This is a genomic window from Alkalinema sp. FACHB-956, from assembly GCF_014697025.1.
Taxonomy (GTDB): domain Bacteria; phylum Cyanobacteriota; class Cyanobacteriia; order Leptolyngbyales; family Leptolyngbyaceae; genus Alkalinema.
In genome coordinates this window covers 24,367-46,222 of the sequence record NZ_JACJRC010000001.1, presented here as the reverse complement: position 1 = coordinate 46,222, position 21,856 = coordinate 24,367, and the positions used below count along the sequence as shown (strand labels likewise).

Here is a 21,856-nt window from a genome sequence, read left to right as displayed (position 1 = left end):
CCTACGGATAAAGCCGCCGCCTGTCAATCCCGATTTACAAAACTGCTTAATTTGTAGTTTTCGGTGATGTAGAACGTTCTTAATTAGCGATCGGCCCCTGAGCCAACTGAGCACACCACTGCTCCGTCTGTTCCGGCGAAGTCAGATGAACCACAGACAAATGGGCATAGTCCGATCGCTGAAATAGCAAAGGATATTCGCGGCGTCTTTTCCGGTAGGTTTTCACCATCCACCACAGCACAGAATCAGTACTGAAAAAAGACAAGCGAAAATTTTCCCGATTCCCATTCCACAGTTCCTCTCGGTAAAACGATCGTCGCCAAGTCCGACCCAACAATCGTCCAAACACCACCCAAAACGAATAATCCAAAAACACGATCGTATCTGCCTGTTGCCAAATTAAATCCCGCACACGGCTGTAATTGCCATCCACCACCCAGCGATTGCCCCTAAGCGCGTGGGTAATGCGATCGCTAAAAATTCCATCTTCCGCCGGAGTCCAATCGGGTTCCCATTGCAACCCATCCAACTCCACATGCACCAGATCCAGCAACTCGGCCACTCGTCTCGCCAGCGTCGTTTTCCCAGCACCCGTCGTCCCCACGATCGCAATCCGCTGCATTTCCCACCCCCCAAAACTAATGAGAAATGTAACAGTTTATCTAGGCAAAATCATATTTAGCTTTATATTTAGAATCAATAGGTTCATTCGTGGTCTACGTTGGGAGACCCGCTGCAAGTCAAATAGGATCCAATCCCCCCTTAAGTCAATCAATCTTAAATCAATCTTAAGCAAATCAATAGTTTTTTGTTTGTCAACGTTAAACGTCAGCGTTCAATGTCAACATTAAACTTTGTCAGAAGACTCTAGTGATAAAACTGGAGTCAGATTCAGTCAGGAAATTTAAGTCAGAATTGCCTGAAGAAAAGTAAATATACCCTCGATCGTGCGAATTTAAGGAACTATCATAATGAACCTCGTCAAATCTATTCAGGGTGAAGACTTAGACACCCTGTTAGCCAAAGAAAAGTTTGTCATTCTGAGTTGTCTGGCAGATTGGAGTGGCCCTTGCCGAGTCATGGGCACGATCGTGGGGCAACTCGCCACCCAATACAGCCAACAAGTCAAGATCGTCAAACTCGACACGGGGTCAAACTTGCTGACAGTGCAGCGATTGGGCTTGAAAAGCGTACCAACCATCCTGGTCTTCCAAGCGGGGCAAATGGTCGCCGAATTTGTCGGCATCACCCCCTACGAGCAACTCAGCCAAACGATCGACCAGTTATTAAGAATGTCGCTGGTGGCAGGCTAGCTCTCGCAGTAGCCCCATAGAACTCAGGCAAAACTTCAACAAAAAACTTCAACAAAAACTTCAACAAAAAAAGGTGAGAGGGATTTAACTTCTCACCTTTCTCTTTGACTGAACTAATCGATAACCAGGAAAATAGTGAGCCGAAACTGAAGTCAGCCTGAAACTGAAATGAGTTTAAAACGTAAATGAGTTTAAAACTTAGTTTGAAACTGAAGTCAGCCTCAGTCAGCCCTGAGCTTCGACTGCATTTCTGTCCGCTTAATTACAAGCGTTAGGAACCCAACAGCTTAGGTTCCAGAAGTCCAAGAGTTGATATAAGCCAGTTGATCGGCGGTCAAGGCATCGATCGAGAAGCCCATCGCTTGCAGCTTCAACCGAGCAATTTCCTGATCCAAATCCGTCGGCACAGGATACACACCCGGAGTCAGTTGACCTTGGTTTTTCACCAGATACTCTGCACCCAACGCTTGGTTGGCAAAGCTCATATCCATCACCGCACTGGGGTGACCTTCCGCAGCGGCCAAGTTGACCAGACGACCCTCGCCGATGACCACGACAGACTTACCACTCTTCAGTTGGTACTCTTCGGTGAAGTTGCGCACGGTCTTGACTTCGGTGGAACGATCCTTCAGCGCTTCCAAGTCGATTTCGATATCGAAGTGACCGGAGTTGCAAACGATCGCGCCATCTTTCATAGCATCGAAGTGCTCACCGCGAATCACATGCTTGTTACCCGTGACGGTAATGAAGATGTCGCCGTACTGAGCCGCTTCAGCCATGGGCATGACACGGAAGCCATCCATCACCGCTTCGATCGCACAGACGGGGTTGATTTCCGTCACGATCACATTGGCACCCAAGCCACGAGCCCGCATTGCTGTACCCTTACCGCACCAGCCGTAGCCTGCTACGACGATGGTTTTGCCTGCCAGTAGGATGTTGGTCGCGCGGATGATGCCGTCCAGGGTGGATTGGCCCGTACCGTAGCGGTTATCAAAGAAGTGCTTGGTTTCTGCGTCGTTGACGTTAATCGCGGGGAAGGTCAACACGCCATCTTTGAACATTGCGTTCAGACGCACAACCCCAGTGGTGGTTTCTTCGGTGCTGCCGATCAGCTCTTTCACCTGCTCAGGACGCTCTTGCACCAGCGTCGCCACCACATCGCAACCATCATCGATGATCAGTTGGGGACGGTGATCCAGCGCGATTTGCACGTGCTTGTGGTAGGTGGCGTTGTCTTCGCCCTTAATGGCGTACACCGGAATGCCGTAGTCAGCCACCAAGCTAGCCGCCACATCATCCTGGGTGGACAGAGGGTTGGACGCGATCAGAATCGCATCGGCACCACCTGCTTTCAGGGCGATCGCCAGGTTAGCGGTTTCCGTGGTGACGTGGCAGCAAGCGGAAATTCGGATGCCCGCAAAGGGCTTCTCTTGGGCAAAGCGATCGCGGATTTGCTTCAGCACAGGCATTTCCCGGCCAGCCCACTCAATGCGCTGTTTTCCGGACGGAGCCAAGCCAATATCCTTGATGTCGTACTTCAGTTGTACGGGGGTTGCAATCATGTTTCAATCCTTAGAGTTTGCTTCCTGCGGGACATCCGGGCACTCCAGCGCTCCAAAACAGCTTGAAGCAGAACCCTCGACACAATGCCCCCTGAACAGGGTAGCGGATAAACCTTCTCCGCGCCACGTACCTGCCGAACCCATGAACCAACCTACTTCCCCGCTCTTGTCGATAGAAGTCGATGCGGGTGAGGCAAACCAGCCTAGAGATTAAAGCTCTGGGTGTACTCAGTGGCGCGCAGTCCCAACAGCGGGAGCGGCTACCTCCATACACCATACTCCCCTCTAGGGGGGGTTGGTCAAGCCAATTTTTATTTTTGATCAAAAATAATATTTCAATCTGGAAGGTGATCCAGGGGAGGTAAGTGATCGGGACTGGAAGGGGGAACCTCGGAGAGGCGATCGAACTCCTGGGGATGCCCACATTCTTTGCAGTAGGGCAAATATTGATAGGTGGGCTGGTGGCAGTTGGGACACTCCACGAATTGATAGAACCCGCAATGGGGACAGTGGCTATCCTGATGCCGAATTTTGCGACCGCAACCAATGCAACGGGATTTTTGGACTCGATTGGCCGCTTGTAATTTTTGGTTGAAAACAAAGCGTTGGAAGAATTTGATAATGCCGAATCCTAGTAAAGGAATCAGCAGGATGTAGACGTAGCTAACGAGGAAGAGTAACCCACCGAATAAGGCAGAAATGACATCAAAAACAAATTCAAACACCACCCCCACTTGCAGAAATTCAAAGAGTTTTAGCAGGAGTGGAATGCAGAAAATAACAAGTAAATGCCAGCTAATCAGCGCAATCAAGCCATAGCCCCGACGGTTTGCCAACCGATGCACCCAGAGGGCAAGACCAATCAGTGGAATGAGAAATAAGGCTTGAAAGAGAAATTGAATGCTGGGATACCAGAAAGCAGCTTGGTCATACCCTTGTTCAACGGTCTTAAATTGTCCTTCATCACCCAAAAATCCTAAGAAGTTGACGACTTCTGGCTTGGCTAACAGTTGTTGTTTGAGATCAGCAATTTCTTGCTTCAGGGTCGCGATCGCTTGGTTGTTCTTATCCAGTTCCTGCTTAGCTTTTTCAGCGCTGACTTCATTGATGGACTGATTCTTGGGTTGGCCTGCCAGCTTTTCCAGTAATGTTGAATCGTACTGCGATCGAATCTTCGTATTCGCCTGTTCTAGGGAACGAATTTTTGCTTGGCGTTGGTCGATCGTTTGTAGCGTTTTACGATTCTCCGCAGTATTAGCTTGATCTTGATACTCCGCTGATTTTAAGCAAGTTTTAGAAACCGTACCAAGATGATCAACTTGCAGTCGTTGATAGCGTTGCTGCACTGAGTCCTGGGACAAGTTTCCAGACGCAATCGATCGCTGGATAAAGGCAAAATCACGATCGGCAGGCTTGTCGGAATTGACTTCACGATAGTTGGCCCAAGCGCCATAGCAAGGGTAGGCATCCGCCGGATTGAGATGCCACTGGCTAATGTCATTCAAGCCCATGAACACATTGGTGAGGATGAATAAGTCCACAACCAAAATCACGATTAAACTCACCTTATTTAAGGGTTCGTTATTCACCGTGCGGGCATTGCGATAAAACTGACTCCACCAGCGATTCAATCTAGCAAACATGGGCAACTCTCAGCAGGGGAAACAAATCTGCTATCCTGCTTTGATTCTAGACAAGGACTCTCCGATCGCTAACGAAAAATCCCTCTGAGTATCTGAAGATTCGTGAAGCTCGTCAAAACAAAAGGGGCCAACGATCGCCACCCATCACAAGCACGATCGTTCACCCCTCAATTAAGCTTAGCCAATGTATCTCAGCCCAACGGAGAAACCTGTTTCATCCTCAATCCTGCAACCAGTCCGGCGATCCGCTACCGCAGAATTTCTGGGGCTGCGACCTGCTGACTGATGGCTGCTTTCGTTTTGGCCGTTTTGGCATCCGATTTCGATTGGATGGGCGCAGCGGACTGTTGCGGGAAGGATTCATCAATCTGAATGGGAGCGACATTCGCCTTGGGAGCCGCTTGTTGCGAGAGCCAGAAAACCCCACCCGCCATCACGGCCCCATAGGTCAGATAGAGATGCAAGGGATGCACATTCAAACCGCCACCTTTCTTGGGGGTCGCGTCCGTCTGGTTGTAGTACCAAGTCGGCACCGCTTGAGCTGGCTGCGGATCGGGAAATCCATCGGTCAGTGCCCCCAAACCTAGCCCAAAGGTTTGCTCTAGCCGCCGCACAAAGCCACGTAGGTAAATATCCTCCGGCAGATGCTCGATATTGCATTGCTCGATCGCTTGCAAATGATAGAGCGGAATGAACGTCCGGGCATGAATCTGCGCCAGCGAGAATCCCCGACTCTGGCGCTCGTACTTAATGCGGGCACAGAGACGACGCAGCCGCACCGCCCGCTCATCGGCAGCTTTTTGGGCCTGTTCCGCTGGGGTCAGTTTGCGTTCCCGAGGCTTCGGCTGGAATACGGCCAAGGCTGAATTGGGCTTGGTTTGCAGCACCTGCTCGATCGCCTTAAAAGTAGCAGCGTCTTCCTGGTCTTCTGCATCGGTCTGTGTCTGTTGGACAGACTCAGCGGAGTTCACTGCATCAACAGTGTCTGGGGGAAGGGGAGGGGAAGTTTCTAGGGACGGAGGGGCGATCGTGGCATCTCCAGCCTGCGTGACACAGCGCACGGCCAGCCGAATCGTTTCTCGAATCACCGACTTCAGCATGAAATGGGTACTAGTGCCATTCTCCACCGCTAACTGTTGGAGTTGGTCAAGCGCTTGTCGATATACATCGCTGCGGCAAAGGGCTGTTTCAACTTGGGCGATAATTTGTCGGCAATGATCTGCCGCTTCAGCACCGGGCGTTGTGTTATGTAAGCTTTGAAAAGCGCTATCCTGTGCGAGCATCCCTACATTCCTCATGAAATCAATCTTGATCCATCCCAGGCAGGTGCTGTGGGTGAATTTTCCTGCGGCAGTCCCCCTTGGACATACCTAGCCTTTCAATCACTTGGAGAGATTTCCGGAGAAGTTGATTAAGAATCCCAAGAGTTGCGTCAGGGCAGTCTGTCAGCTCTGGACGATCGATACAATGGAAGATAAGCGGACACCTCCTGGACAAGCCCTATGGATACGCTAACGATCGATGTTTCTGCTGCTGGCCTGACGGATGATCAGTTTTATAGCATCTGTCGGCAAAACGAAGTGTTGCGCTTTGAAATGACGGCGCGGGGAAATTTGATTGTGATGTCCCCAGTGGGTGGTGTGAGCGGCGATCGAGAAATGTGGCTGGGGGCCAAGGTGTGGAACTGGAATGATGGAGCCCAGTTAGGCAAAGTTTTCAGTTCTTCCACTATCTTTCAATTGCCCAATGGGGCGAAGCGATCGCCCGATGTCGCTTGGATTGCCCTGAACCGTTGGGCCGCACTCTCAGAAGCCGAGCAGGAAAAATTTCCGCCCCTTGCCCCCGATTTTGTCATTGAACTACGATCGCGCACGGACGATTTAGCCACCCTCCAAGCCAAGATGCAGGAGTATTTAGACAATGGGGTGCAGCTGGGCTGGTTGTTTGATCCCCAAAACCAACAGGTAGAAATTTACCAACCAGGACAACCCGTCGAAGTGCGATCGCTACCGACCCAGCTATCTGGCGCAGACCTGCTGCCAGGGTTTAGCCTCGAGGTGCCTCGGTTTTAGAAACGCCGTGCTCAACCATTTCTCATTGAGACCCCAGATCAAATCGCACTGACATTCAATAACATTGAGTAGAATCTATGGTTTGATTTCCGTAGCCTTGAACTTAACTAGCGTAGTTTTTCCAGTGAAATATAGATTGAGAGATTTAGAATGCTAGTCCGGTCTCTTTTAGCCACAAGTGCCCTCCTACTGGCTTTGCCTGCGACTGCTTCCGCTGCGGTTTACACAACCTCCAATGGACAAACTCGCTTTATTTTCAATCCTCCTTACATCGAGTACACAACTCGCATCCAAGGCAGAATTTGGATGGGTAATGCGACAGTCTCCGGCGTGCCTGTCCCCTTCAGTGGCGTCTCCCAATGGAAAGGAACCTTTCGAGATTTTCGGACAGGGCGGGGCGCAGAACAAACTTGTACAGGCGAGATTGATATTATTGAAGACCTGCCTGGGCAGTCATTTTCTGCCACTTGGAAAGTCACAGGCGGCAAAGCTTGTCCAGCGATCGGGGCAACGACAACTTTATCATTGGTAGACGCATTGCCCCGTCCCAATGCCCGTGGAGATTTTACGCCAGAGAGGGTCAACCAGTGGAATGGCGGAACCCAATCGAGTACTTGGAAAGGGTGGCAAGTTGTTTCCGCCGATGGTTCTTTAAATTGTCGAACGAGTCCGAATGGGCCAATCAAACTGACTTATCAGAAGAACCAAGGAATTCAAGCCCTCATCGATCGATCGGGCCTCGCAATCACAATGCTCAACGGGGCACCTTGGTTGAAAACTACAGATAACTGTTTTGTCCGGGCCAATTCCCAATTCATTCAGCCGACGAATGGTTTCTAGCAATCGTTTCTAACAATCGTTTCTAGTAATCGTTTCTAGCAATGGCATCTAACATGAGTCGGCGATCGTAGCCAAAATTAAGCCTACGATCGTCCACCGACTGGATAGGTCAAGTGCAGAGAAAGAGAACGCTGTAACAGAAGTGGATAAAGGGCTGCCAAAATTAGGGAACAAATTTAACAGAATTGGCCCCTTGGTTTCGCGACCCAACGCTTACCCAAATCTGGGTGAGCAGGATCTCACAAACCATGCCAAGATCTAAAGACCCACTAGATGTAGGATTTGTTCGCCCCCGCTAAGGTCATGCCGGATTCGCCCATTTCCATTGCCCAGCACTATCACGAACGCACGAAGTACAGCCCAGAGAACCTCAAACAAGGGAGCGAGATCGACTGGGACAAGCAACCTGTGCCGTTTAAGGAATATCCGATCGGCATCACCTTTGACCTCAAACCCTACCTCCAGGAATCGACGATCGCGGCCTATGCCCATGCGCCCAGTGAATTGTTTTGGTATCGACTATCACACTTGTTAGTCTGTAGCTACGGTTTAACCGGGATGATTCCCCAGAACGGTGAGCCCTATTACCTGCGGGCTGCCCCATCAGCGGGCGGGCTCTATCCAGCGGAAATGTATTTGATTTCGCGGGGGACTCCTGAACTGCCCGCTGGGTTGTACAACTACCAGGCCAAAACCCATAGTCTGCTCCATTTCTGGGAAAGCGACCTCTGGACAGCATTGCAATCCGCCTGCTTTTGGCACCCCGCCTTGGAAGGTACGCAACTGGCTTTAGTGATTACAGATGTGTTCTATCGATCGGCGTGGCGTTACCAGGATCGGGCCTACCGTCGGATTTGTCTGGATACGGGGCATTTACTGGGGAACCTGGAATTAGCGGGTTCCATTAGCGATTTTCGGCCTCACCTAATTGGTGGCTTTGCAGATCGGGCGATGAATTCGCTGCTGTATCTCGATGCGGAGCAAGAAGGGACGATGGCGGTTTTGGCCTTGGCCGATCGACGCTTGGTGAACCAAAACCTCCCCCTGAGTAAAACCGCACTGCCCAGTCAGACCCAAGCCGACTATCCCCGCAAACTGCCCAATGGCGCTTTGCTGAGTTACCTCCACCAAGCGACGGAAATTGCAGTTTCCGATGCCAAAGTGGATTGGAAGATTCCGGTTGCCGAAACCGATCGCGTTGATAAATATAACTTTCCCTTCTGTCTCAAGGTGCCCATGGCCACTAAACCGATTCTCTGGGGCCAGGATTTGACGGGATTAGAAGATACCCTTTTGAGTCGTCGATCGACCCGTGACTATAACGGCGAACCCATTACGCTGACCGAACTCCAAGCGATGCTCAGCTTTACCTATCAGCCCCAGCAATACATTGAGCAACATTTAGATCGATCGCCGGACTATTTTGACCTCAATTTGGTAGAAACTTTTATTGCTGTCTCCGGCGTAACGGGTTTGGAGGAGGGCTGTTATTACTACGCACCCAAAGCGCAGGAATTGCGGCAAATTCGGTTTAAAAACTTCCGCCAGGAACTCCATTACCTCTGTTTGGGGCAGAATTTGGGTCGAGATGCGGCGGCAGTGGTGTTTCATACCGCTGACCTTTCAGCGGCGATCGAACAATATGGCGATCGGGCCTACCGCTACCTGCATTTAGATGCCGGACATTTGGGGCAACGGCTGAACCTCGCAGCAATTCGTCTAGGCTTGGGGGTGAGTGGCATTGGTGGCTTTTTTGATGATCAGGTGAATGAAGTTTTGGGAATTCCTGCCGATGAAGCGGTACTCTACATCACGACCCTGGGACGACCTTGGCACAACCCTCGGAAATAACTGTGGTCCCAAAGCTGTCACCCAAAAACTGAGGCAAATTAAGCTGAGGCAAATTAAACTGTGAAAAATTACAGGAATATACATACTTTCTTGTAGAGGAATTACAGATTCTCTGGGATTGCTACGTTGTTTTGCAATCTCTGGGTTTAGCGATGAGACTCTCTTAGAATAGGGACATCCAAAAACGCTACATCTTGGAAGAATCACTTCAGGGAGAATAAACGATGCAAAATCCCAATCAAACTGCCCATCATGATGAAACCGTTAGTAATCTTTTAATTGTTTCATTGATTCTCTTTACAGTGTTTACATCAGTGTTATTAATCGGTTTGTTCTAGTCGTTAGTCAGTGAATTCTTGATAACTTCTGGTTAGTTGTCGGTGTTATTTGTATTGCATCAACGACGATGGATTATTTTTGGCAAAACTCCTCTGTTGGCCTTGGCTAAGTGAGCCAGGGCCTTTTGCTGGGCTTTCAAGCTTTGCTTTGCTGGACTTTACCTCGCTGGGCTTTACCTCGCTGGGCCTGTAAGCTTTTCTGCACTTTCAAGCAATTCTCTGGGATTCACTTGCGATCGCGATCGCGTAGATAAAATCCCAAGTGGTTAGCAACGGGGCGTTCAGTCATGGGAATTTTATTGTGAATTGGGGCATTCAGCACCTTGGATTGGTTGGAAATGGCCGCAACCATCGTGGTTGATCCGCCACCGTCTAAATTGAGGGCAGTCTCCGCTCCCAGCCGTTGGGCCAGTTCTGCCGATTCCTGGAGCGTGGAACCGCGACTGTAACCGGGCTGCTTACCGTCGGACAGAATCAGCCAGAGGGTATCTCCCGATCGATCCAATGCAACAAGGAGTCGAGGATAGCGACGTTGATCCTGAAAGGCCATGGGTAAAATTTTGCCGGATTTCAGGAGGAGAAAATTTCCGGCAACCGCATTCCAGGTCCCTGCTGGACAGGTGTGGGTCTCTAGAATTTGGCCTCGGTGTTGCCGATCGAAACAAATGACTGGATGATCTGGGACGGGTGGAGCGTATTCCTGGCCCTGGGCAATGGTTTGTCCCGCAGCAAAGACCCGATCGCCTGCCTTGGGAAAGTAGTCCCAGGGCGCTTCTTCCCGGAAGGGATAAAAAAAACTTGCATTGACGGCTAATTGCAAGCGAAATTCCTGCAAAAAGTCTGAGGTGGTGCGGGCTTGGGTTTTCTGTCGGCCTGTGCCCGGTAGACTCGGCGTCACCAACACCCCGATCGCTCCGGATTGCAAATCGATACGAGCAACGTGAAAAACAACAGGTTGGGAAGTGTTCAAAAATATCCGCTGGTAGGTGATTCCAGGAGCTATTTCTAGGGTGATAGCTGTACGATCGGGGCGTTGGAAATATCCCCGATTATGCATCCCGATCGGAACCAGCAGCAAAACAGTCAACACAAGCCATAGCCAGGGTTGATAACGGCGATCGGCTAAAATTTGCAATGGAAACGACTTGTGCATGATGACGCCATTGGCAATCGCTACAATCATAACTGGTTCAGTTTTTCGGTACGCATTCGAGAATCGAACCCATGGATAATTTATCGCGTTTCTACGATCGCTGAGAGGAGAAATGTCCCCAGAATTGCCTCGCAAATCCGCCAACTCCCGCCGGTTGCCTCTCGTTTTTAGTCATCTTTTGACAGGTGCGATCGCAGTGGTGTTTGGCGATGGACTGTTTCGCTTAATCTATGGAGCATTAGGCCAATCCGTGGGGGATCCAGCTTGGGCCTATGTGCAGGTGCTGTATGGCGTGCTGGGCGTGGGCAGTTTAGCGGCGGGGCTAACCCACGGTTCATCCTTCCTGGGCCATGAAAAGGCTCGATCGGGGTGGCAACGGGGAAGTCAGGGGATCGCTGCCATAGCGGCGGGTGCCTTGTTTGGCTTTGCCAATTTAGGGCGCGGGTTGGCGTTGATCTATGCCAGCCTCAACCAACCGCAACTGGCAACCCAATGGGAAAAAGATGCCAAGGTCGCGATCGTGGGAGCCTGTCTGGGAGCGCTGGGCTTCGGGTGGATGGCGATCCAGCAGTACTGGAAGCGTCAATCTTGGGAGCATCAATCTTGGGAGCGTCAATTAAGATTACAGGTAATTCTGGGCGTGATGACCTACGGAGCGGCTTTTCTGTGCAGTGCCTTAGCCAGCAATGGCTTAAGCCTCCAGCAAGGTTGGCTCGGTGGGAGTTTGGCCCTCCTAGCGTTGGTCTACTTCCTCAGCACGATCGCGGCCATCCGAACCTGCCTCCGTCTGGTGCAACGCGCTTTGCTAGACTAGCTGCAAGCCGTTTTCATTTCCCCAAGCTGCCCTGGTATGAATTTAATTCTTTTGCTCACCGTCCTTGCCATTTCTTTCTTGGTCTTTACCATCTTGGTCAAGATCGTGCAAACGACGATTAAAACTGCCATTCTGATTGCCTTGGTGGTTCTAGCCGTGCAGTTTATTTTTGGGATTGGCCCCAATGGCTTCCTGCAAATGGCGTTTCAGACGATTCAAAACGTTTTCCAACAAAATCCCAGTGGTCGATAACCCAATCCTGTCGGTGTCATGGCAGTCACTGGGCATCATGGCAGTCACTGGATAGCACGGCTATCGATAGGCTAGGACGGTCGTTTCGTCAAAATGGATTTCACAGCGGGGGGCAGGCGTCGCATAATTTTGCCATTTTCCCGATCGACGGCGACAAGGGTCACATTGGCTTTGACATACAAGGTGGCCCGATCGAGGGACTTCAGTTCATAGACCCAATTAATTCTCACCCCCTGCATATCCACCAAGCGCGTCCGAATCAAGATTTCCTCGCCCATGCGAACGCCGCGGTGGTAGCGCATGGACAGATCCACCACAAGCAGTTCGCAGCCCATATTCACGATCTCGGAATATTCAATTCCCAGAGAACGCAACGCTTCGACCCGTGCTTCTTCCATCCAAGTCAAATAGGTTCCATGCCACACAACACCACCATAGTCCGTGTGATGGGGATGCACCTTGACAGGATACTCAAACCAGTCATTAACAGAGAGATGGAGCGCCTCTTGGGTTAAGTTACTGGTGGGTAAGGCCGGTTGAGGGTTAGGCATAGAAAATCGCTGAACTAGCAGATGAAGGGACGATCGTGTATGGTATGAAAAACTATTTTATAGAAAGTTTTATTACAGGATATGATTATAAAAAGTGTTACATCATAGAACGCTAAACATCAAGAATTATATCGCTCCCTTCTCATCTAATCCGAGAAAATTCTGAGAATTCTAGGGGATGAATGGAGAATAGCCGGGGAAATTGCTTAAGATTTGCACATAATTGCGATCGGAAATCCCGCGAATTGTTAAGACCTATTGCAAGATCTATCCTAACAGTTGATAGTTCTTGATGTGCGCCAAGATTCTTTGCGTCAAGTTGCACGTTACACTCAAAAACTGTGGGCTATTGGGAGTTCGATCGCTCACCGAATTCATTACAATTCGTTGTGATGACTGATCGATTTCCCAAATATCAGGTCTATCCTAAGCATTAAGAGGGTCGCGTGGTTCAGGATTGAGGTTCCGTTGTATTTAACATTTGATGGCCTGGAAAATTCCTGGGAGATTGATTGCAAATACTTTGGACTCAATAGATGCAAACTCAATCGATGCAACCAGTCAAGCGTCACGTCTCTCGCGATCGTCCAACTTGCGATCGTCCAACTGCTATCGTCCCAGGCGACAGAGCATCAACCGGATAAAGCGCAAAGGCCAAAGCACAAGAGACTGAAGCGTTAGCAGGGTTGCTAGCAATAAAGTCCACTCTCTTACAACTGTTCTGAACTAATTGCGCGTATCAGTGAGGTCATAAAAACCATGATTGAAAGAATTTTACTGGCGGACTCGGGAACTGGTCACTCCGAAGAAATGCTCAAAGCGTTGCTGGCCATTCCATCGGTGCAGCGGGCCAATGTAACGATTTTGCATGTGGTGTCCCAGGAGCGATCGGCGGAGGCCATGGAAGCCAAGCGCCAGGAAGGCGAAGCGCTGATGGCCAACGTGGTGGAACGATTAAAACTCGATCCCACCAAGGTAACGACAATGCTCCGCACGGGAGATCCCAAGGGGGTTGTGTGCCAGGTTGCGGAAGAGGTGAATACCGATCTGATCATCATGGGATCCCGAGGGTTGAAACGGCTGACCTCGATTCTCAGCAACTCCGTCAGTCAATATGTGTTCCAACTGTCGCCCCGTCCGATGCTGTTGGTGCGGGATGACCTGTACGTGCGTCCGATCCAACGGATTATGGTGGCGGTCGATAAATCGGACACCGCTAGAAAATGCTTGGATTTAGCGATCTTCCTGTTGCGGGATATTCCCGGTGGCCGTCTGCACTTGGTGCATGCGGATGCCAATGCGAAGGAAGATTTAAGTGGCGCAGCGGCGGAGAAGGATCCGATTTTGGCAGCGGCATTGGCGCAGGCCAAACGCTATGACATTGATACCCGTTGCTGGGTGGCGACGGGTTCAGCGGGGCAAGCGATTTGCCGCACTGCTGAGGATGTGCGGGCGGATCTGCTGTTGTTGGGCTCCCCCGATCGTCGTCCGTCGATCGCCAAGAGCCTACCGGATCTCGATCGGCTGTTGGGGAGCTCCCTGTCAGACTATGTGCGGGTTCATGCCAATTGTCCTGTGCTGATGGCGAGAACCGCAGGCTAGCCCCGTGCACGCTTGACGGCTGGTGATTGAATTTGTAAACCTCTCAACCTCAATTTTTTTAGGCAGATAGAAGGATTTCGGCGATCGGAATCCGCTTCTCTCTGCCTTTTTTGATGGGAGTTGGATGGATTCGGGGTGCGGCGCAATCACGGCCCGATCGGCGCGAGATCGTCAGAACGGCTCCGCAGTTGCGCGAGGATTAAAATCGCGTTTCAAACTCAACAACGGCACGGTTATCCCCCGCGAAGTCCGTTGAACCGCGTAACAACAACTGTTCGTTAATGCGGTAGCGCAACCCAAACTGCGTCGGTTGATTACCGGAGGTCAGAATGCGTAACACAGAGGCGGAAACAACGGGCGTGCCATCGGAAGTTCGGAACAGGTCAATCCCGGCTTCGGCAGCTAGCCCCAGGGTTGTGGATTTTTGCCGCTCATCCCCGGTCACTAAAGTCGGGAAGAGGCGAAACTCACTGAAACCAAGGGCATTCCCGATCGCCCCCTGAATATTCGTCAACAGGGCCGACCCCGCCAGGTTGGCAATGCCCAGGGGACTGTCGCCCCGGCCTAGCGTATTAATAAATCCACCTCCAAGGAGCGCCACAATTTCCGTAGGGGTGCGGCTGGGGCTACTGGTGAGCTGGAGGTTGTCCGACAGTTGGCTGGCGGGGCCCAGTACGCGGGCCTGAATGCGAATCGTTTGCAAACCACCTAAGTTGGTCGCGATCGTGGGTGCATCATTAATTTCCGAGGTGATGTTATTGGTGGGGATGCGGTTGCGGGTCACTTCTGGGACGGAGGCAATCAATCGCACATCCAAAGTCGGATCCAACCCCTTATCTGGACTAAATTCAGCGCGATTTTTATAGCCGCGAGCTAGGACAAATTGCGTGGTAAATAAATTCACTTGCCCCGCTTGCAAATCAATGCGCCCATCGGGTTGCAGATCGCTTAAGGGCCCATTGAGCAATAAATTTCCCGTCGCCACAAAGTTCAGAATCGGCGCTTTGACAATCCGAATATTGTTACCCAGGGCAAGTTTTAAATTACTAAATTCAAAGGATTGCTGGGGTTGGGCGGTAGGATTCCCCGTTCCCGTTGTAGCCACGGCCTCATCCGAGAGCAACACTTGCCCATCGGCCAACCGAATTTCCCCACCAATCTTAGGTGCAAGGGCACTGCCCCCTAGGACAACGCGCCCATTGACACCCCCTTGGTACAGTCCCTTCAGGCTAATGGCGATCCGATTGAGATCGATCGTCAGGGGCGGTTGGCCATTGGTGGCATGAACCTCTTGGTTAAGATCCGGATCGGGCAGGGGGTTGAAAATGGGCAATGTCCCCTTCGCTACCACTTGGCCTCGGCTGAATTGACCCGTGACACCCTCTACGTCAATGTGATCCAGGTCAAACTTAATGCGCCCGTTGACATCGGTGAGGGCTTCAGGCAAAGCCTGGGCTTGGATCTTCGCTCCGTTTAAAACAATTTCGCCCACGGCCTTGGGTTGGAACAGCGTCCCGCTGACCGTGAGATTGACCTGACCTTTGCCCCCGGCCCAACTGACGGGTTGTCCCAATAGATTCAGCAACGCTAAACCATCATCTTTAACCCGAACTTTGAGATCAATCTCAGAAGAACTAGGCATGACCTGAGCAAAGGGTAAATTTAATGGAATGGGAACGTTTCCGGAAATTAGAAGGGGTTCGTCTGAATTCGTCAGAATGGTATTGCTAAAGTTAAGGCGACCATCAATGTAACTGAAGTTCCCTTTTGCAGTTTGAATTGGATTATTATTCAACTGGCCTTCAGCTAGATTGAGCGATCCAATTAAGTTGGGATTGCCCTTGGTTCCAGATAGCGAAACCACCGCATTTAATTTGCCCTGGATGCCTAAGGGTTGTCCCCCGATCGTGAGGGGGGTGGGAATAAAGTTTTGGATCTCCTCAACCGGTAGATTTTCAATTCTCAACTGACCCGTTTGTTCTTCGCCCCCGAATTGCACAGAAGACAGGGTAATACGTGTGTCGCCCGATCGAATTTGGAAGGGTCGCAGCCCAATTACGCCGTTGTCAAATTCTCCTTGCAGAATCACCTCATCGGCCACCAGCTTACGATTTTCGATCGTCTCCAATTGTCCTTTACGATTAACGGCAAGGTATGTGGGATAGGGATGCCATTCTACATTCTTGGCCTTCAGGTCAAACTCCGCTTTGACGCCCGATTTGAGGGAAGCCGACACTTTGATCGTGCCGCCAAATAAACCCCGCACATCCGCCAACTCCGGCAGCACCAAATTTTCCCGTTCAATCCCCAGTTGCTTCAGCCATTGATTAATTTCCGCAAAGCGCTTGAGTTGGTCTTTGACAGAATCATCCGGTAAGCCTACGGAGGTCAGTTCTAGGTCGGTGGCTTTGCTGTAGTTGGGGGGTTGTAGTCCTCGCCCTAAGTCGCTCAGTTGGAAGATTTGTGCCGTGCCCAGCACATCTTGGAGCTGTCCATCAGCAATTTCAATTTCGCCTTCAAATTTGGGATCCGATCGCCAATCCGCTGTCCCCTTGACTGCGTACTGACTAGTCACCCGTTGTTTCTTTTCATCTAATGCTGATAATGACAATACACTGTTCTCTAGGACTAGCCGGTTCTTGGCAATGAAAAAGGGTGCAGATAATTTGTCACCCACCAATGCGCCAACCTTGGGATTAATCGCAATAATTTCGCCCCGTTGGCCATTGATAGGATCGCCCGCACCCAGGTTGGCCGTGAATTGATCCGCCCGGAATGTCCCGGCCTGCAATTGGGTGGCTTGAACCGTCCCACCGTTAATCCGCCCTTGGGCCAAGTTAACCGCCCCAAAATTGGCTTGCACATCCGCCGCTGCAAACAGGCTACCGAGCTTGGGCTGGGCGATCGCCACCGTACCACTGCCCACCGTTTGCCGTGCCAAATCCACCCCTTGTAAGGTCGCGGTTAACTGTTGGCCTTGGAAGTTACCCAAGCGGGGCTGAGCGATCGCGATCGTGCCTGCCTCCAACGTCTGCCGCTGCAAATTCAACGCCACATTGCCGGACAGCAACCCACCCAATTGCACATTACCTAACTGCGGTTTGAGCGCAGCCAAGGCCGATTCCAACCCCAGATTTTGCAATTCTGCGAGGGGAATTTGCCGCATGGCCACTTGGAACAGGGAACCGGATTTACGTCCATCGATTTCCATGTCCCCCCGTTTAACGGAAGCGGTGAGCGGTTGGAATTGACCGTCTAGCAACAGTGCCACCCGATCGCCCGATCCCACCAGGTTCAGTTGCATTCCCCGACCTGTTTGTAGATTAATTCCCCCCTGCATTGGCGCAAAGGCAATCCCATTGACGACCAAACCATTGACGCCGACGTTGCCCGCGATGGTGGGAGCCGTGGGAGACCCCGAAAGGCGACCGTTGAAACTAGAGGATCCTGTAATTTGCGCGATCGGCGGGAGGGCAAGGGGCAGATCGGCGATTTGCACGCCCTGGGCCTGCACGTTCAGATCCAAGCCCGTGAGTTCTGGTTTGCCGCTCAAATTGGCAAAGACCGCCCCCGTCGCCCGGAAATCCGGTGCAGTGGCTTCCCGAACATTCACCTTTTGTCCATCCCAGTCAATCTGCGCCACAATGGGATTTTTAATGATTGAAATACCTTCGGAAAAGCGGGTTTCTCCCGTGAGGCGCAGGGCTTCCGGTCGCAGGTTCGCCAATGCCCCCGTCAGTTGCAAGCGACTGCTGAAAATCCCCCGTAGATCCGGTGAAAAGCGATTGAGGGCAATCTCTTCGGTGAGGATATTGAGTGCTAATTTACCATTGGCGATCGTGCCGTCAATCTTGGCAAGCCCACCTTCCACTTGCGCGATCGTATTTTGTAATCGAGTGATCGCCCCTTGAATAATCACATCCCCTTTTGCTGCGTAGGTCGCATTGGGGGCGGACCATTGCACAACAGTTAACGGATTGGTTAATGGGCCAGTGACTGCAACATTAGCGTTGACATTATTAACCGTAATCGGTAGATCACTACCGCCGCTATAAATTCGTCCGATTGGATCGCCGGGAACGTTCTCGGCGCGAAATGCGAGATTCAGCCGACCGGGGGCTTTTAGATCGATCGTGCCGCCGCCGGTAACCCGCCCGCCCGCTTGGGGAACAGCCAACACATCCGTGAGGGCAAGTTGTCCCGTTTTAGCATCTAAACGAAAGTCAGCTTTCACCTGTTTCGTCGGCACCCGATCGGCCACGACCAGCTTAGTATTGCGCGTGGTGCCCGTCAGGATGGGAGCCTCGATCGGCCCGGTTAATTTCACGTCCGCTGCCATTTCCCCGGTGACGGGTAGGGGAAATTTAATGGCAAAGGTTTTGAAGAAGGTGGGAATCGTGACTGCGGCGACCTTGGCGTTGAGATTAAAGCCTTTTTCTAAATCCAAGGTGCCTGTTGCAGTGACGGGAATTTGGCCCCCGAATAGGGCTTTGGTAGCACCGACTTTAATTTCTGTGCCCTTCAGTTGCAGTTCACCCGTGGCTTTGCTGATGGGGTAGGGCAGATCGGGGACTTTCAAGGTCACGTCTTTGAAGGTGGCAGTCCCGTTCAAGTTGGGTAATTTTTTCCCCGGTCGTAACTCAATGCGCAGATTACCATCGCCGCGCCCCACTGGCAGATCGATCGGTAAGCGAATCAGGTTATCGACTTCGCTGAGCAGGTAGTTTTGGCCTTGGACTTCTAGGTTGGTTTCTACCCCGACATCTTTGATGCTGCGGGATTGGCCCTCTAGCTGAAATTTACCTTCACTGCGGGATTCGCCAGCAACTTCGTAGGAAAATTGGCGGTTATTGTCAAAAATCTCAACTTTGCCGTTCAGATCGTTGAGGTAGACCGATCGACGTTTTTTGCCTTTTTCAGGGGAAGGAGAGAGTTCAACTTGGGCATTTTGCAGTTGAATTTTGGCCAGTTCCACCTTGACGGGGGGTTCTTCCTTGGATTCCTCGATCTGGGTGTCCACCCAAATACCGGGTTTGGTTTCATCCAGGAAAGCCGTTGGGTTGACCAGGGTCAGGTTTAACTTCAGCTTGCGTGTCCAGAGGGTCTGCCACAGGTCAAAGCCCACTTCGATCGCTTCAACGGTGGCGCTGTCGGCATCGGTGACGGTGGCTGGCAGGGCGCTGGGGCCAATGCGTAAGCTGGCTAGGGAATAGCGCTCCAGTTTACCGACCTGGATGGGGCGCTTGAGTTGGCGGCTCAGTTCCCGTTGCACGAGGGGCGTTAAGTCCTGCTTGATGAAGCGATCGACGGCCCATAGTCCTCCCCCCGCGATCGCCACCAAACTGATAGGAACGACAAACCGTCGCCAATGCCTGCGTCGAGGTTGGAGCGCGTTGTCCTGGCCTGGATCGTCGTGGGTCATAGGAACGGTGGGGGCTGTCTATCGGCAAGCTTTATGTTGCCTTTATATAGTTAACATACCTGACGCCATTTCGCCGGACGAGTTTCGCAGAAGACCGGAAGTCCGCCTGGGGAACTAGCTCGACAGTCAGACGTAAGTTGATGGCACAAGGATGGCGTTAATGATGGCGCAGCGACGGCACAACCCGGCTCCAGCGGATTCCAGCCGGAGATTCTGGCGATCGTCTGTCTCTGGAATTCCCAAGATGGAGTACCCTGATAAAGAAATCCAAAGAAATTTTGAGTGCCGGTTAGCCATGCGTGTCTTCGTTTTACTTTTCAACGTCGGAACAGATAACGAAGGACTTCATTCGATCGATCTAGGTGGCCAGAACATTGTTTTGATGTTTGAGGAGGAAGATGATGCGACGCGCTATGCGTTGATGCTGGAGGCGCAGGATTTTCCGGAGGCATCGGTGGAGGCGTTCCCCCAGGAGGAAATTGAGGAGTTTTGTCGGGATGCAGGGTTTGACTGCCGCTTGATTCCGCAGAATTTCCGTCCCGCCAATGACTTTGAGCGCTTGCTGCTGGCTCCCCCAGAAAACAATCGGGATAATTTTGATTGGTCGCCGGAGGGAGCACCAGCCGAGCCCGCCAGTCCCACGGTGGATGAACCGGAGGGGATGAGCCAGGATGAGCTGGAGGCGATGCGGCGACGCTTAGAAGGATTGCTGTAGGGCGGATGACTGGCGATTGGGCAGGGTACTGGAGGTGTGAGCAAGGCTATGGAAACACGCGGACATTTGCTGACGGAACAAATTAATCCCAAGAGTGCCAACTTGGATCAACTGTCTGCGTTGGAAATTGTCGATGTCTTTAACCAGGAGGATGCCCAGACGATCGCGGCGATCGCCCAAGCGCGGGAGGCGTTGGCGGAGGCGATCGATCGGATTGCGGAGGCGTTGCGCCAGGGGGGACGGTTGTTCTACATTGGCGCGGGCACCAGTGGCCGGTTGGGGGTGCTAGATGCGTCGGAATGTCCGCCTACGTTTTGCACGCCGCCGGAAATGGTGCAGGGCTTGATTGCTGGGGGCGCGGCGGCCTTGGTCAAGAGCTCGGAAGGGCTGGAGGATCGGGCCGATGATGGTGCGGCAGCGATCGCGGAACGGGGCCTGGGAGATCGGGATGTGCTGGTGGGCATTGCCGCTGGGGGTACCACACCCTACGTCCACGGGGCGCTGGCGGAGGCACGGCGGCGCGGTGCAACGACGATGTTTATGGCCTGTGTGCCCCAGGAGCAGGTGGCAGCGGCGGTGGATGTGGATATTCGCCTCTTAGTGGGGCCGGAGGTGCTGGCGGGGTCAACGCGGCTGAAGTCGGGGACGGTGACGAAGATGGCACTGAATATCCTCTCGACAGGGGCAATGGTGCGGCTGGGCAAGGTCTATGGCAACCGCATGGTGGATGTGGCGGTGACGAATACGAAACTGCACGATCGGGCGTTGCGGATTTTGACGGATTTGACGGGGGTCGATCGGGCAACGGCGGATGGGTTATTGGTGCGCAGTGGGCAGTCGGTGAAGTTGGCGCTGCTGATGCATTGGACGGGGTTGGAACGGGAAGCGGGAGAAGCGTTGTTGGCGGAAACCCAAGGGGATCTGCGCAGGGCGATCGGGCAACACGAGCAGACGCGCGCTTAAAATAGCCTGCTCACCAGATCAGATGTAATAATTGGCATCTCGACGTTTACACTTGTTGTCAACATTGCAGCAAGATCTGTCCTGTCCCCATCCCCAAGTAATTCGTGATTACAAACCATGACGAACTCCCTTGATCTCCCCTTTTCAGGCATCAAGGAGATCGGGCTCTAACAACCAACTAGAGCCGGGGGATCGAGGTTGAGGTTTTAGCCTAGATCGATCGCGGTGGTCGATCGCGGTGTTAGTGAAGTCGGTTATTTGGGCGATCGACAAGCTATGTCTTCTGGTGAACTGTAGGTGGTTGTAGATGTACCATCTTCATGGTGAATTGTGATGGAGTAACCCTGCTTATGAATACATTTGGCATATTTACCGCGTACAGATTACCCTATTTTGCTGAGATTATCTTCTCACTGTGTATAGCATCATCCGGGCTGGAAAACGTCATTTGAGACATCCTGGTTTTAGAGAGAGGTTTAATCAAGCTGCGATCGCGCCTTTAATGACAGCCGATTTCCCCTTTGATGCAATCTTTTGACGTAATCTATTGAGAAAGCATTCAGAAATTACTTCCAACAACACACCTCATCCAACTTTCCGAACTGCATCAGTAACGAGGTCATTACTAAACAATATTCAGTAAAATTCCATATCTACCATCATCATGAATTCAGCGCCAGCAACACATAAAAGATCGTTTTAGAGGATTCTACCCAATCTAGATCCGCTTCCAAGTTACCAATCCGCTGCCCATTGGACTCA

Annotated in this window: 17 protein-coding genes; 10 read left to right on the top strand and 7 right to left on the bottom strand. The window is 51.7% G+C overall.

Annotation, left to right across the window (positions count from 1 at the left end; all coding sequences use genetic code 11):
- Positions 1-79: 79 nt before the first annotated feature.
- A complete protein-coding gene (locus tag H6G21_RS00215) occupies positions 80-622 on the bottom strand; it encodes an adenylate kinase (RefSeq protein WP_190569301.1) in 543 nt (180 codons plus the stop codon).
- A gap of 349 nt (positions 623-971) precedes the next feature.
- On the opposite strand from H6G21_RS00215, the gene H6G21_RS00210 reads away from it, so the two are divergent.
- Positions 972-1,313 carry a thioredoxin family protein gene (locus H6G21_RS00210; RefSeq protein WP_190569299.1) on the top strand — a complete coding sequence of 114 codons (342 nt, stop codon included), beginning with the start codon at positions 972-974 and terminating at the stop codon, positions 1,311-1,313.
- A 287-nt stretch (positions 1,314-1,600) separates the two neighbouring features.
- Here H6G21_RS00210 and ahcY read toward each other — a convergent pair whose 3' ends face one another.
- Positions 1,601-2,878, bottom strand: a complete 1,278-nt coding sequence (gene ahcY, locus H6G21_RS00205; RefSeq protein WP_190569297.1) for an adenosylhomocysteinase — start codon at positions 2,876-2,878, stop codon at positions 1,601-1,603.
- A 335-nt stretch (positions 2,879-3,213) separates the two neighbouring features.
- Positions 3,214-4,521 carry a hypothetical protein gene (locus tag H6G21_RS00200; RefSeq protein ID WP_190569295.1) on the bottom strand — a complete coding sequence of 436 codons (1,308 nt, stop codon included), beginning with the start codon at positions 4,519-4,521 and terminating at the stop codon, positions 3,214-3,216.
- Positions 4,522-4,623: 102 nt separating this feature from the next.
- Here H6G21_RS00200 and H6G21_RS00195 point away from each other — a divergent pair, with 102 nt between their 5' ends.
- The gene (locus H6G21_RS00195) at positions 4,624-4,803 is read left to right on the top strand and encodes a hypothetical protein (RefSeq protein WP_190569293.1); all 180 of its coding nucleotides are present in this window, start codon (positions 4,624-4,626) and stop codon (positions 4,801-4,803) included.
- On the opposite strand, the gene H6G21_RS00190 is transcribed toward H6G21_RS00195, so the two are convergent.
- Positions 4,770-5,804, bottom strand: a complete 1,035-nt coding sequence (locus H6G21_RS00190) for a helix-turn-helix domain-containing protein (RefSeq protein WP_190569291.1) — start codon at positions 5,802-5,804, stop codon at positions 4,770-4,772. The two genes, H6G21_RS00195 and H6G21_RS00190, sit on opposite strands and share 34 nt — an antisense overlap.
- 219 nt (positions 5,805-6,023) lie before the next feature.
- Between H6G21_RS00190 and H6G21_RS00185 the strand changes: the two genes are divergently transcribed.
- The 3 genes from H6G21_RS00185 to H6G21_RS00175 all read left to right on the top strand — a co-directional run bounded on the left by H6G21_RS00185 (position 6,024) and on the right by H6G21_RS00175 (position 9,284).
- Complete coding sequence (locus H6G21_RS00185; protein WP_190569289.1) at positions 6,024-6,593, top strand: Uma2 family endonuclease; 570 nt, start codon at positions 6,024-6,026, stop codon at positions 6,591-6,593.
- A gap of 150 nt (positions 6,594-6,743) precedes the next feature.
- Positions 6,744-7,433, top strand: a complete 690-nt coding sequence (locus tag H6G21_RS00180; protein ID WP_190569287.1) for a hypothetical protein — start codon at positions 6,744-6,746, stop codon at positions 7,431-7,433.
- A 303-nt stretch (positions 7,434-7,736) separates the two neighbouring features.
- A complete protein-coding gene (locus H6G21_RS00175; protein ID WP_190570400.1) occupies positions 7,737-9,284 on the top strand; it encodes a SagB/ThcOx family dehydrogenase in 1,548 nt (515 codons plus the stop codon).
- 564 nt (positions 9,285-9,848) lie between these two features.
- Here H6G21_RS00175 and H6G21_RS00170 read toward each other — a convergent pair.
- Positions 9,849-10,805 carry a phosphodiester glycosidase family protein gene (locus H6G21_RS00170; RefSeq protein WP_242041559.1) on the bottom strand — a complete coding sequence of 319 codons (957 nt, stop codon included), beginning with the start codon at positions 10,803-10,805 and terminating at the stop codon, positions 9,849-9,851.
- 82 nt (positions 10,806-10,887) lie between these two features.
- On the opposite strand from H6G21_RS00170, the gene H6G21_RS00165 reads away from it, so the two are divergent.
- Positions 10,888-11,589 carry a hypothetical protein gene (locus tag H6G21_RS00165; RefSeq protein WP_190569285.1) on the top strand — a complete coding sequence of 234 codons (702 nt, stop codon included), beginning with the start codon at positions 10,888-10,890 and terminating at the stop codon, positions 11,587-11,589.
- Between the two features lie 36 nt (positions 11,590-11,625).
- Entirely contained in the window at positions 11,626-11,841 is a 216-nt protein-coding gene (locus H6G21_RS00160; RefSeq protein ID WP_190569283.1) for a hypothetical protein, read from the top strand.
- Between the two features lie 71 nt (positions 11,842-11,912).
- Here H6G21_RS00160 and H6G21_RS00155 read toward each other — a convergent pair whose 3' ends face one another.
- The gene (locus tag H6G21_RS00155; RefSeq protein ID WP_190569281.1) at positions 11,913-12,392 is read right to left on the bottom strand and encodes a thioesterase family protein; all 480 of its coding nucleotides are present in this window, start codon (positions 12,390-12,392) and stop codon (positions 11,913-11,915) included.
- 759 nt (positions 12,393-13,151) lie between these two features.
- Between H6G21_RS00155 and H6G21_RS00150 the strand changes: the two genes are divergently transcribed.
- Entirely contained in the window at positions 13,152-13,994 is an 843-nt protein-coding gene (locus tag H6G21_RS00150) for a universal stress protein (RefSeq protein ID WP_190569279.1), read from the top strand.
- Between the two features lie 199 nt (positions 13,995-14,193).
- On the opposite strand, the gene H6G21_RS00145 is transcribed toward H6G21_RS00150, so the two are convergent.
- Positions 14,194-19,416 carry a translocation/assembly module TamB gene (locus tag H6G21_RS00145; protein ID WP_190569277.1) on the bottom strand — a complete coding sequence of 1,741 codons (5,223 nt, stop codon included), beginning with the start codon at positions 19,414-19,416 and terminating at the stop codon, positions 14,194-14,196.
- 151 nt (positions 19,417-19,567) lie between these two features.
- Between H6G21_RS00145 and H6G21_RS00140 the strand changes: the two genes are divergently transcribed.
- Both H6G21_RS00140 and murQ read left to right on the top strand, forming a co-directional pair.
- Positions 19,568-20,131 carry a DUF3110 domain-containing protein gene (locus tag H6G21_RS00140; RefSeq protein ID WP_347277950.1) on the top strand — a complete coding sequence of 188 codons (564 nt, stop codon included), beginning with the start codon at positions 19,568-19,570 and terminating at the stop codon, positions 20,129-20,131.
- Positions 20,132-20,179: 48 nt separating this feature from the next.
- Positions 20,180-21,094: an N-acetylmuramic acid 6-phosphate etherase gene (gene murQ / locus H6G21_RS00135; protein ID WP_190569276.1), complete on the top strand. Its 915-nt coding sequence runs from the start codon at positions 20,180-20,182 to the stop codon at positions 21,092-21,094.
- Positions 21,095-21,856 lie beyond the last annotated feature (762 nt).

Excerpts from the sequence above, each read along its gene's own strand:
- H6G21_RS00215 (WP_190569301.1), bottom strand. The coding sequence starts at position 622 with ATGCAGCGGATTGCGATCGTGGGGACGACGGGTGCTGGGAAAACGACG.
- H6G21_RS00210 (WP_190569299.1), top strand. The coding sequence starts at position 972 with ATGAACCTCGTCAAATCTATTCAGGGTGAAGACTTAGACACCCTGTTA.
- ahcY (WP_190569297.1), bottom strand. The coding sequence starts at position 2,878 with ATGATTGCAACCCCCGTACAACTGAAGTACGACATCAAGGATATTGGC.
- H6G21_RS00200 (WP_190569295.1), bottom strand. The coding sequence starts at position 4,521 with ATGTTTGCTAGATTGAATCGCTGGTGGAGTCAGTTTTATCGCAATGCC.
- H6G21_RS00190 (WP_190569291.1), bottom strand. The coding sequence starts at position 5,804 with ATGCTCGCACAGGATAGCGCTTTTCAAAGCTTACATAACACAACGCCC.
- H6G21_RS00185 (WP_190569289.1), top strand. The coding sequence starts at position 6,024 with ATGGATACGCTAACGATCGATGTTTCTGCTGCTGGCCTGACGGATGAT.
- H6G21_RS00180 (WP_190569287.1), top strand. The coding sequence starts at position 6,744 with ATGCTAGTCCGGTCTCTTTTAGCCACAAGTGCCCTCCTACTGGCTTTG.
- H6G21_RS00175 (WP_190570400.1), top strand. The coding sequence starts at position 7,737 with ATGCCGGATTCGCCCATTTCCATTGCCCAGCACTATCACGAACGCACG.
- H6G21_RS00170 (WP_242041559.1), bottom strand. The coding sequence starts at position 10,805 with ATGATTGTAGCGATTGCCAATGGCGTCATCATGCACAAGTCGTTTCCA.
- H6G21_RS00165 (WP_190569285.1), top strand. The coding sequence starts at position 10,888 with ATGTCCCCAGAATTGCCTCGCAAATCCGCCAACTCCCGCCGGTTGCCT.
- H6G21_RS00160 (WP_190569283.1), top strand. The coding sequence starts at position 11,626 with ATGAATTTAATTCTTTTGCTCACCGTCCTTGCCATTTCTTTCTTGGTC.
- H6G21_RS00155 (WP_190569281.1), bottom strand. The coding sequence starts at position 12,392 with ATGCCTAACCCTCAACCGGCCTTACCCACCAGTAACTTAACCCAAGAG.
- H6G21_RS00150 (WP_190569279.1), top strand. The coding sequence starts at position 13,152 with ATGATTGAAAGAATTTTACTGGCGGACTCGGGAACTGGTCACTCCGAA.
- H6G21_RS00145 (WP_190569277.1), bottom strand. The coding sequence starts at position 19,416 with ATGACCCACGACGATCCAGGCCAGGACAACGCGCTCCAACCTCGACGC.
- H6G21_RS00140 (WP_347277950.1), top strand. The coding sequence starts at position 19,568 with ATGGCGTTAATGATGGCGCAGCGACGGCACAACCCGGCTCCAGCGGAT.
- murQ (WP_190569276.1), top strand. The coding sequence starts at position 20,180 with ATGGAAACACGCGGACATTTGCTGACGGAACAAATTAATCCCAAGAGT.